Origin of the sequence: Micrococcus sp. EYE_212, assembly GCF_023147585.1 — a bacterium.
Classification (GTDB): Bacteria; Actinomycetota; Actinomycetes; order Actinomycetales; family Micrococcaceae; genus Micrococcus.
On sequence record NZ_JAHXOZ010000014.1, the window covers coordinates 48,170 to 57,829 of the forward strand.

Annotated in this window: 9 protein-coding genes and 1 pseudogene; 2 read left to right on the forward strand and 8 right to left on the reverse strand. The window is 73.1% G+C overall.

The genetic code is table 11. The annotated features are described in order from the left end of the window. Window positions 1-59: 59 nt before the first annotated feature. From KZX60_RS09675 to KZX60_RS09685, 3 genes are all read right to left on the reverse strand, one after another. The gene (locus tag KZX60_RS09675) at window positions 60-1,514 is read right to left on the reverse strand and encodes an amino acid permease (protein WP_248117900.1); all 1,455 of its coding nucleotides are present in this window, start codon (window positions 1,512-1,514) and stop codon (window positions 60-62) included. A 110-nt stretch (window positions 1,515-1,624) separates the two neighbouring features. Then, complete coding sequence (locus KZX60_RS09680) at window positions 1,625-3,430, reverse strand: glycoside hydrolase family 13 protein (protein WP_248117918.1); 1,806 nt, start codon at window positions 3,428-3,430, stop codon at window positions 1,625-1,627. A gap of 61 nt (window positions 3,431-3,491) precedes the next feature. Beyond that, the gene (locus KZX60_RS09685; protein WP_248117902.1) at window positions 3,492-4,826 is read right to left on the reverse strand and encodes an MFS transporter; all 1,335 of its coding nucleotides are present in this window, start codon (window positions 4,824-4,826) and stop codon (window positions 3,492-3,494) included. A 30-nt stretch (window positions 4,827-4,856) separates the two neighbouring features. Here KZX60_RS09685 and KZX60_RS09690 point away from each other — a divergent pair, with 30 nt between their 5' ends. Continuing rightward, window positions 4,857-5,435, forward strand: a complete 579-nt coding sequence (locus tag KZX60_RS09690) for a nitroreductase family protein (protein WP_248117904.1) — start codon at window positions 4,857-4,859, stop codon at window positions 5,433-5,435. 115 nt (window positions 5,436-5,550) lie between these two features. Here the strand turns inward: KZX60_RS09690 and KZX60_RS09695 are convergent, their stop codons facing one another. The 4 genes from KZX60_RS09695 to KZX60_RS09710 all read right to left on the reverse strand — a co-directional run bounded on the left by KZX60_RS09695 (window position 5,551) and on the right by KZX60_RS09710 (window position 8,652). Then, window positions 5,551-6,402, reverse strand: coding sequence for a hypothetical protein (locus KZX60_RS09695; RefSeq protein WP_248117906.1), 852 nt, complete (start codon window positions 6,400-6,402; stop codon window positions 5,551-5,553). Window positions 6,403-6,411: 9 nt separating this feature from the next. Next, window positions 6,412-7,239 carry an exodeoxyribonuclease III gene (locus tag KZX60_RS09700; RefSeq protein ID WP_248117908.1) on the reverse strand — a complete coding sequence of 276 codons (828 nt, stop codon included), beginning with the start codon at window positions 7,237-7,239 and terminating at the stop codon, window positions 6,412-6,414. 21 nt (window positions 7,240-7,260) lie between these two features. Further along, window positions 7,261-8,142: an ammonia-dependent NAD(+) synthetase gene (gene nadE, locus KZX60_RS09705; RefSeq protein ID WP_248117910.1), complete on the reverse strand. Its 882-nt coding sequence runs from the start codon at window positions 8,140-8,142 to the stop codon at window positions 7,261-7,263. Between the two features lie 66 nt (window positions 8,143-8,208). Then, window positions 8,209-8,652: a MarR family winged helix-turn-helix transcriptional regulator gene (locus KZX60_RS09710; RefSeq protein WP_248117912.1), complete on the reverse strand. Its 444-nt coding sequence runs from the start codon at window positions 8,650-8,652 to the stop codon at window positions 8,209-8,211. A 166-nt stretch (window positions 8,653-8,818) separates the two neighbouring features. Here KZX60_RS09710 and pyrE point away from each other — a divergent pair, with 166 nt between their 5' ends. Further along, entirely contained in the window at window positions 8,819-9,409 is a 591-nt protein-coding gene (gene pyrE / locus KZX60_RS09715) for an orotate phosphoribosyltransferase (RefSeq protein WP_248117914.1), read from the forward strand. Window positions 9,410-9,513: 104 nt separating this feature from the next. Here the strand turns inward: pyrE and KZX60_RS09720 are convergent. Next, window positions 9,514-9,660, reverse strand: a pseudogene (locus tag KZX60_RS09720) (IS110 family transposase); the annotation flags it as partial.

Consider the following 9,660-nt stretch of genomic DNA (forward strand, 5'->3'; position numbering starts at 1 on the left):
GGAAGGAATGAGGACGGCGGCGCAGGGCTCGCCTGTGTCTGTGCCGCTCCGCGCGGCGGTCAGTCGTGCTGGCGGACCACCGGCAGGGTGCCCGTGCGGTCGTGCACGGCGGCGGACGTGCGGACGCCGGTGAGGAACCATGCGGCGGTGAGGCACGCGACCCACACGAGGCCGATCAGCAGGGCCTGGCGGGACTCCGGGACGGTGGCCATGGTGATGACCACCGTGGCCACGAAGGCCAGGCCGAGCCATGTGCCGAGGGCGCCGAGCGGCATCGGGTACACCGAGGGGGCCGCGCCCTGCTCCTTCACGCGGGCCTGCATGGCGCGGTGCGAGAGGAAGATCATGGCCCACGTGAAGACCACGGCGAAGGAGGCGACGCCGGCCACGAGGACGAACGCGTCCGGGTTCACGGTGATGAGGATCGCGCCCAGCACCATGACCCCGAGCATCACCACGATGCTCAGCCACGGCACGCCGCCGCGGTTGACGCGGGTGAAGGCCCGCGGCGCCTGGCCGTCGTGCGCCATCGCGTAGAGCAGGCGGCCCGCGGCGTAGATGCACGCGTTGATGGCGGAGATCGCGGCGGTCAGGACCACGAAGTTCAGCAGATGCGGGGCGAACGGCACGCCGAGCCCCTCGAAGATCTGCACGAACGGGCTGGTCTTGCCGTCCACGGCGGTCCACGGCATGAGGGACATGATGACCACCATGGTCAGCACGTAGAAGAGCAGGATGCGGACGGGCACGGTGTTGATGGCCTTCGGCAGCACCTTCTCCGGGTTCTTCGCCTCGCCCGCGGCCACGCCGAGGGTCTCGATGCCGCCGAAGGAGAAGGTCACGATCGTCAGCGCCAGCAGGACGCCGCCGAAGCCCATCGGCAGGAAGCCGCCGTGGTCCACGAGGTTGTTCAGGCCCGCCGGGGTGCCGTCCGTGAAGGAGGCGCCCGTGAACATGAGGATGAGGCCGCCGAAGATCATCGCCACGATGGCGCCGACCTTGATGAGCGTCAGCCAGAACTCGGTCTCGCCGAAGCTGCCGACGTGGGTGAGGTTGACCAGTCCGATCACGAGGATGGTGGCCGCGACCCACGCCCAGCCGGGCACGTCCGGGAACCAGAACGCCATGTACGTGGTGATGGCGGCGGTGTCCGCCACGATCACGACGGCCAGCTCGAACACGAAGGTCCAGCCGGTCAGGTAGCCCGCGAAGGGGCCGAGGTAGCGGGAGGCGTACGCCGCGAACGAGCCGGAGACCGGCTCCCGCAGCGTCATCTCGCCGAGAGCGCGCATCACGAGGTACACGGCGGAGCCCGCGATGAGGAAGGCCAGGATGACGCCGGGGCCCGCGGTCTGGATGCCGCCGGCCGAGCCGTAGAACAGCCCGGTGCCGATCGCCGTGCCGAGGGCGATGAACATGATGTGGCGCTGGCTCAGCCCGCGGTGCAGCTGGCTCTCACCGCCGTCGGCCGGGGCGGCGCCTGCGGCATGCGCGCCGGAGGGGGTTGCGTTCACGAGAAGGGTCTCCGCTCAGGGTGTGAATGAGATGACATGCCATGGTGACTCACTCCACAGTGGAGTGGCAAATGTCTGCCACTCCCCGGCAACCCTCGGATCTGCGCTGGTCAGGCCTGCAGCAGCCAGGCCGCCGAGTCGGGGGCCAGGCGGCCGTCGGCGAGTGCGTCCGGGTCCTCGAGGGAGGACAGGGCCTTCGCGTGGCCGGCGGGCAGGTCCAGGGGCTCGGCGCCGAGGTTGGCGATCACGAGCACGGTCCGGGCCGGGATCGGCTCGCCCGAGCCGAGGTGGTGGCCCCCGCCGTTGGTCACGGTGAACGCGAGCACGCCGCGCTCCGGGTCGTGGTGCTCGGACCACGCGAACGTGCCGGTGCCCAGGTCCAGCTCGCCGCGGATCTCCAGCAGCCGGCGGTACAGCTCGAACACGGACCCCTCGACGCCGACCTGGCGGTCCGCGGCCAGCGCCCGGAAGGACTCCGGCTGGGGCAGCCAGGGGGAGACGGGCGCGGTGGACGCGCCGTCGTCATCGGCGGTGGCCGAGAAGCCGTACGCGGGGGCGTCCGCCTCCCAGGGCAGCGGGATGCGGCAGCCGTCCCGGCCGGGCTCCTCCCCGTCCGTGCGGAAGAAGTACGGGTCCTGGCGGTGCTCGGCCGCGAGCGTGGTGTGCTCGGGCAGGCCGAGCTCGTCGCCCTGGTAGATGTACGCCGAGCCGGGCAGGCCCAGCTCGATCAGGGCGGCGGCTCGGGCGCGACGGCGGCCCAGCTCCTCGTCCGGCTGCTCGTCGTCGGCGGTGATCCCGGCGGGGTAGGAGCTCGGATCCGTGAGGCCGTAGCGGGAGGTGTGCCGCACGGTGTCGTGGTTGGAGAGCACCCACGTGTTGGGCGCCCCCACCCGCTCGGCCGCCGTGAAGGAGCGCTCGATCGCGGAGGACAGGGACTCCGCGTCCCAGCCGGCCACGAGGTAGGTGAAGTTGAAGGCCTGGTGCATCTCCCCCGGGCGCACGTAGCGGAACGTGCGGGAGAGCGGGGCCACCCAGGCCTCGGCCACCATCATGGGCTCGTGGTCGTAGGAGTCCAGCACCCGGCGCCACTGCCGGTACACCTCGTGCACGCGGTCCTGGTCGATGAACGGCATGAGGGGCTCGAAGGTGTCCGGGTCGAACGTGGGGTCGTCGTCCTCGCCGGCGTCCACCACCATGCCCATGCGGGTGTGCTCGGAGTCGGGGTAGCCGGGCTTCTTGATGAGCCCGTGCGCCACGTCCACGCGGAAGCCGTCCACGCCGCGGTCCAGCCAGAACCGCAGGATGCCCTCGAACTCCTCGCGGACCTCCGGGTTCTCCCAGTTCAGGTCCGGCTGCGTGGTGTCGAAGAGGTGCAGGTACCACTGGCCCGGCGTCCCGTCCGCCTCGGTCACGCGGGACCACGCGCCGCCGCCGAAGGTGGAGAGCCAGTTGCTGGGCGGCAGCTCCCCGTGCTCGCCGCGGCCCTCGGCGAAGTGGTAGCGGGCTCGCTCGGGGGAGCCGGGCGAGGTCGCCAGCGCCGCCTGGAACCACGCGTGCTCGGAGGAGGTGTGATTGGGCACGAGGTCCACGATCACGCGGATCCCCGCCGCGTGGGCGGCGTCGATCATCGCATCCGCGTCCTCGAGCGTGCCGAACCGCGGGTCGACGGCGCGGTAGTCCGCCACGTCGTAGCCGGCGTCGTGCTGCGGGGAGAGGTAGAAGGGCGAGAGCCAGATCGCGTCCACGCCCAGGGTCTGCAGGTAGTCCATGCGCGCGGTGACGCCGGGCAGGTCGCCCATGCCGTCGCCGTTGCCGTCCGCGAAGCTGCGCGGGTACACCTGGTAGATCACGGCGTCCACCCACCACGGCGTGGTCGGGCGGTTGCGGGCTTCCGACGGCGGGGTGGTCAGGCGCATGGCGGGGGATGGCGTGGTCATGGGCTCCAGCCTAGAGCCGGCGGCGGTCGGCGGGTCGGTCTCAGCCCCTCGAGACCTCCGGCAGGCGCAGGCCCGCGACGACGCCCGCGGCCCCGAGCGCGGCGAGGAGGAGGAGCGCCCACGTCGCGCTCGCGGCGGCCAGGGCGGCGCTGACCGCCCCCACCACCAGCAGGATCACGCCCATCGCGGTGTTGGACACCGCCGTGTAGACGGTGCGCGTGTCCCCGGAGGCCATGTCCATGAGGTACGTCTTGCGGCCGACGCGCACGCCCGTGTGCGCGAGCGTGAGCAGGAAGTAGGCGCTCACCAGCAGCACGCCGCCCGCCCCGCTCCCGCCCCGGAACGCCGGCAGGGCCGCCAGCACCACGACGACGACGATCACCGCCGACGCGATCGCCGCCGTCACCGCCATGAGCAGCCGGCTGGAGCGGTCCGCGAACCGGCCGAAGATGCGGCCGCCGACCAGCGAGGCCACCCCCGAGGCGATCACGAAGCCGCCGAGGCCGGCGAGCGCGTCCGTGCCGGCGTCGAGGGCCAGCATCACGATGAACGGCGGGCTCAGCGAGGAGACCAGCAGCAGGGAGCGCACGGTGACGAAGTGGCGGAAGTCCCGGTCCTCGCGCAGCAGGGCCCAGGAGCGGCGGGCGAGGGGTCCGTCATCCCCGTCGTCGTCGGCCTCCTTGCCACCCTCCTCGGGGTCCCCGGCGGGCTCGCGCAGGGTCAGGGAGACCCCGGCGACTGCGACCCACAGCGCCGCCCCGACCGTCAGGAGCCCCGCGAGGGCCCCGGCGTCGAGGGAGCCTCCGCCGAGCCCGCGGATGCCCAGCCCGAGGGTGATCGCCACCAGCCCGGACGCCGTCGTCGCCAGCCCGGTGATCTGCCCGCGCTCGCCCGGGGGCACCACGCGGCCCTGCACGTCCTTGGAGGAGATCGAGCACAGGCAGCGCCCCAGGGAGAAGACGGCCAGGGCCGCCAGGATCAGCACGCCGGCCGCCAGCCCCGTCCCGAGTGCGGCGGTGGCGGCCATCGCGGCGACGGATCCCGCCTGCACGAGCGCGCCGAGGGCGAAGACGCGCTTGCGCCGCCGCGCGCGCAGCACGAGCGGGGTGAGGAACGCCTGCGGGAGCATGGAGAGGGACTCGCGGATCGGCTTGAGCAGGCCCGTGAGCGCGGGCGGGACGCCGAGCGCCGCGAACAGCCACGGCAGGACGGTGGAGGCGTTGACGATCTGGTCGCCCGAGGACTGCAGGGTGTTCGCGCCCACGAGGCGCAGGCCGTTGGCCGGGACGTCGCGGCGGACCTGCTCCGGGAGCCTCGCCTCGGCCTCGGGGCTGCGGGTGACCAGGCATGAGTAGATCTTCTCCGTGGTGCTCACTGCGTCCACGCTAGCGGCCACAATGGGCGGATGAAGCTCTTCGACGACCCCGTCCTGCAGGCCATGGCCTCGCGCCGGTCCGTCTCCAAGGTGGGCCCGCAGACCCCGTCCGACGAGGAGGTCGCCCGCCTGCTGGCCGCCGTCACCCCGGTGGCGGACCACAAGGCGCTGCGGCCCTGGCGCCTGATCCTGCTGCGCGGGGAGGACCGGCGCGTGCTCGCCGACGCCCTCGACGCCGCCGCGGGCGTCACCCGCGCGACGGGCGAGGTGAACCCCAAGCCGTTCCGGGCGGAGCTGCTGATCGCCGTCGTCGCGAGCCGGACGGAGCACCCGGCGGTGCCGCCGTGGGAGCAGGACGCCACGGCCGCGGGCGCCGCGCACCTGCTCGAGCTCGCGCTGTGGCAGGCCGGGTGGGGCGTGATGTGGCGCTCCGGTCCGCACACGAACGCCGGCGAGGTGCGCGCGGCGCACGGCCTGGGCGAGGACGAGCTGCTCCTGGGCTGGCTGTACGTGGGGGACGTCGACCCGGCCTTCACGGCGAAGCTCGCCTCCTCGCACCGCCCGCCGCTGGACCCCGCGCCGTTCCTCTCCCGCATGCCGCGGGGCTGAGCTGCCCGCCGCGACACCCACGCCCGCCCCCTCACGCCGTCGAGGTGTCACGAATTGTTGGTATCCGGCCCGGATACCAACAATTCATGACACCTCGTTCCAAGGCCCTGAGTGCTCAGTTCGCCCGGGCCAGCATCCCGACGGCCGCCCAACGCCGGTTGAGCCGCTCCTGGGCCACGCCGCCGGTCGCGGCGTCGCCCTCCTCGAGCGCGTCGAGCAGCGTCCAGAGGTCGTACACGGAGTCGTCCGGCCAGACGTGCGGCGTGAGCGCTCCGTAGTCCAGCTCGAGCACGGAGTCCGGGTGGAAGGAGCCCAGCCACTCGCCCATCACCGTCAGCTCGCCGAGGAGCTCGGACTCCGGGGCGTGCCGGGCGAGCACCGCGGCCGCGTGCGCGCAGCGCTCCCGGGCGACCGTCACGCGCGCCCGCCGGCAGGCCACCGTCTCCCCGTCCACGAGCCGCTGCACGGGCTCCTCCGGGTCGAACGCCGCGAGCCAGCCGTGCGGCACGCCCCACGTGGCGGTGCGCGTCTGCACGCGGTGGTGGCCGCCCTCGCCGTGCGGCTCGTCCGGGTCCGGGGAGAGCCCCCACTCGTCCTCGAGCTGCACGAGCGCGCGGCCGCGGTTCATGGCGCGGGCCGCCGTCGGGATCGCGGCCTCGAACGCGGACGGCGTCATGGCGCCCTCGAGCAGGGCGGCCGCCATCTCGGCGCGCAGTCCGAGCTCGTCCGGGCAGTAGAACGCGGAGCCGTGGGAGTCCGTCACCACGCGCACGAGCTCGTCCTCGCCGGGCTCGGGGAACGGGTCCGCGGCGCGGCGCACCAGGCGCTGCCGCGCCCGCTCGTCCGCCTCGGCCTCGACCTCGACGCGGGAGCGGTGCGTCCCGGCGATCAGCCGTGCCTGCACCGCGTCCGGGTACGCGGTGAGCGGCTGGAAGACGCGCAGGTGCGCGGTGCCACGGTGCGGCATGCCGGCGGCTCAGCCCAGCTCGACGACGACGGGCGCGTGGTCCGAGGCGCCCTTGCCCTTGCGCTCCTCACGGTCGATGAAGGCGTCCGTGACCGTCTCGGCGAGCGCGGGGGAGCACAGCTGGAAGTCGATGCGCATGCCCTTCTTCTTGGGGAAGGCCAGGCCCGTGTAGTCCCAGTAGGTGTACACCCCGGGGCCGGGGTGGCGCGGACGCACCACGTCCTGGAGGCCGGCCTCCTCGAACGCGTGGAACGCGGCGCGCTCGGGCGGGGAGACGTGCGTGTAGCCCTCGTCCACGAACAGGTCGATGTCCCACACGTCCTCGTCCTGCGGGGCGATGTTCCAGTCGCCGGTGAGGGCCAGGCGCGTCTGGGGGTCCGCGGCGAGGCGCTCGGCGGCGTGCTCGCGCAGCACCCGCAGCCACTCCAGCTTGTAGGGCATGTGCTCGTCCTGCAGGCCGCGCCCGTTGGGCACGTAGAGGCTCCACAGGCGGACGGGTGCGACGCCGTCGCGCGCCTCGGTGCCCACCGTCGCGCCGATCGCGCGGGACTCCTCCTGGGGGTCCACGCCGCCCTTGCCGAAGTGCGGCTGGCCGGGGAAGCCGCGCTGCACGTCCGTGAGGCCCACGCGGGAGGCGATGGCCACGCCGTTCCACTGCGAGATCCCGTTGTGGGCCACCTCGTAGCCGGCACGCTCGAAGAGCTCCCACGGGAAGTTCTCGTCCTTGCACTTGGTCTCCTGGATCGCCAGGACGTCGATGTCCTGGCGCTCGAGGAAGGCCTCGACGCGGTCGGCGCGGGCACGGAGGGAGTTGACGTTCCAGGTCGCGATCTTCACCCGGCCAGCCTAACGAAGGGGTCAGCGCCACCAGTCGTCGTGGATGGTCACCGGCGTCGTCCGCTTGTGGCGGGAGCGCAGCCAGATGCCCTCGAGCCGCTCGGCGACCTCCTCGGGGATCTCCCGTCCCTCGAGGTAGTCGTCGATGTGCTCGTAGCTCGTGCCCAGCTCGGTCTCGTCCGTCTGGCCCGGTTTGCCGTCCAGCAGGTCCGCGGTGGGGACCTTGTCCCACAGGTGCTCGGGGGCGCCCATCTCCTTCGCGAGGGCCCGCACCTGGCGCTTGTCGAGGCCGAACAGCGGCAGGATGTCCGCACCGCCGTCGCCGAACTTGGTGAAGAAGCCCGTGGTGGACTCCGCGCCCTGGTCCGTGCCGATCACCAGCTGCCCGTGCGCGCCGGCCACGGCGTACTGCGCGGTCATGCGCAGCCGGGCCTTCACGTTGCCCTTGTCGAAGTCGGAGATCTCCTCGCCGACGCCCGCGGCGAAGGCCGCCGCGAGGCCGTCGGTGGCGTCGCCGATGTTGATCGTCACCTCGCGGTCGGCGTCCACGAAGTCCAGGGCGGCCTGGGCGTCGGCCTCGTCGTGCTGCACCTTGTGGGGCAGGCGCACGCCGGTGAACTGGGGCGCCTCGCGGGTCGGGGCCCCGAGGGCGGGCTGCGCGCGGCCCTCCACGACGGCGTCCGCGACGCCCAGCTGCGCGCGGCGGCGCTCCACCGCGAGCTGGGCCAGTCGGCCGGCGGCCGTGGAGTCCACGCCGCCGGAGATGCCCAGCACGTAGCCGGACGCGCCGGTGGCCTCGAGGTAGTCCACGAGGAACTGCACGCGGGCCTCGACCTCGGCGGCCGGGTCGATCTCGGGCTTCACACCCATCTCGTCGATGATCTGCTGCTGGAGTTCACGCATGCGGGACACCCTACGGCGGCGTCCCCGGGTGCGTCCCGGCCCTGGCGTCCCCGGGGAGGCCTCGGCTCAGGCCTCCGGGTGGCCGAGGTTGCGGGCCACCTGCCGCAGCGTGCGCAGGGTGACGTCGTAGTGCTCGGCGGGCAGGCCCTCCGTCGCGCGCTCGCGCAGGGCGGTCACGGCGGCCGCCACCCGGTCGCCCGCGGACCGGCCGGTCTGGGTGAGGGAGTACAGCTCGCCCTCGTACACCACCCATCCGGACTCCACGAGCTCCTCGAGCTGGCCGGCGACGGCGGCGCGCTGCTCCTCCTCGAACCCACCCGTGAGCTCGGCGGTGGTCCGCGGTGCGGTGGAGAGGACGTTGAGGACCTGCCACTGCGCGCGGGTGAGCCCGTGCTCCTCGAGGGACTGGGCCACCTGGGCCGCGATCAGGGCCTCCGTCACCGTGAGCCAGTGGGAGAGGGGGAGGCCGGAGGGGTGCTGGTGGGTCGTGTCGTTCGCCTGGTCCGTCATGGCCCCGAGCGTAGCCAGCGGGGCGCGGGAGCGGCAGGGGGCGGCGCCCCCTTCCGCGGCCGGGCACAGTTCTGCCAGGCAACCACGGGGGCTGCCTGGCAGAACTGTGCCCGGCCGGGGCCGGTCGGCCGAGATGGGCGCGATCGGCCCCGATTAGGCTGGGCGCATGACCGACGCGCAGACCCAGACCGCCGACCCCACCCCCGAGCAGGATCGCGAGCGACTCAAGGAGCTCATCACCGAGCTCGCCGTGGTGCACGGCCGGGTGACGCTCTCCTCCGGCAAGGAGGCGGACTACTACGTGGACCTGCGCCGCGTCACGCTGCACCACGAGGCGGCCCCGCTGATCGGCCGCGTGATGCTGCGCCTGCTCGAGGACGCCGGGATCGAGTACGAGACGATGGGCGGCCTCACCATGGGCGCCGACCCCGTGGCCACCGCGATGATGCACGCCGCCGGGGCCCAGGGCCGCGCGCTCGACGCCTTCGTGGTCCGCAAGGCGCAGAAGTCCTACGGCATGGGCCGCCAGGTCGAGGGCCCGGGCGTGGATGGGCGCCGCGTCGTCGTGCTGGAGGACACCTCCACCACCGGCGGCTCCGCGCTCACCGCGGTGGAGGGCGTGCGCCGCGCCGGCGGTGACGTGCAGGCCGTGGCCGTGATCGTGGACCGCGCCACCGGTGCCGCCGAGCGCGTGGCCGAGGAAGCCGGGGTCCCCTACCTGTACGCCTTCGGCAAGGACGAGCTCGGCCTCCACTGACCCCGTCACTTTCGTGAGGGAAATCGTCGCCTCCATCCCAGCAGGTTGGCCTGGAGGCGACGATTTCCCTAGCGAAACGCGGGGGGGTGCCTCTATGGTTTTCGTCAAGCCGCGAGAGCGACTGATGATGGTGCTGGCGGGGCGGTCGGATCTTGATACAGGGTGCCATCGCGGAGCATCGCGTAAAGCACGTCGGTGCGGCGCCGGGCCAGCGCAATCAGCGCCTGGTTGTGGCGTTTGCCCTGGGCTCG

What these genes read in the sequence shown, in the direction of transcription:
- KZX60_RS09680 (WP_248117918.1), bottom strand. Translation starts at nt 3,430, where the DNA reads ATGCGCCTGACCACCCCGCCGTCGGAAGCCCGCAACCGCCCGACCACG.
- KZX60_RS09690 (WP_248117904.1), top strand. Translation starts at nt 4,857, where the DNA reads ATGAAGCTCTTCGACGACCCCGTCCTGCAGGCCATGGCCTCGCGCCGG.
- KZX60_RS09695 (WP_248117906.1), bottom strand. Translation starts at nt 6,402, where the DNA reads ATGCCGCACCGTGGCACCGCGCACCTGCGCGTCTTCCAGCCGCTCACC.
- nadE (WP_248117910.1), bottom strand. Translation starts at nt 8,142, where the DNA reads ATGCGTGAACTCCAGCAGCAGATCATCGACGAGATGGGTGTGAAGCCC.
- KZX60_RS09710 (WP_248117912.1), bottom strand. Translation starts at nt 8,652, where the DNA reads ATGACGGACCAGGCGAACGACACGACCCACCAGCACCCCTCCGGCCTC.
- pyrE (WP_248117914.1), top strand. Translation starts at nt 8,819, where the DNA reads ATGACCGACGCGCAGACCCAGACCGCCGACCCCACCCCCGAGCAGGAT.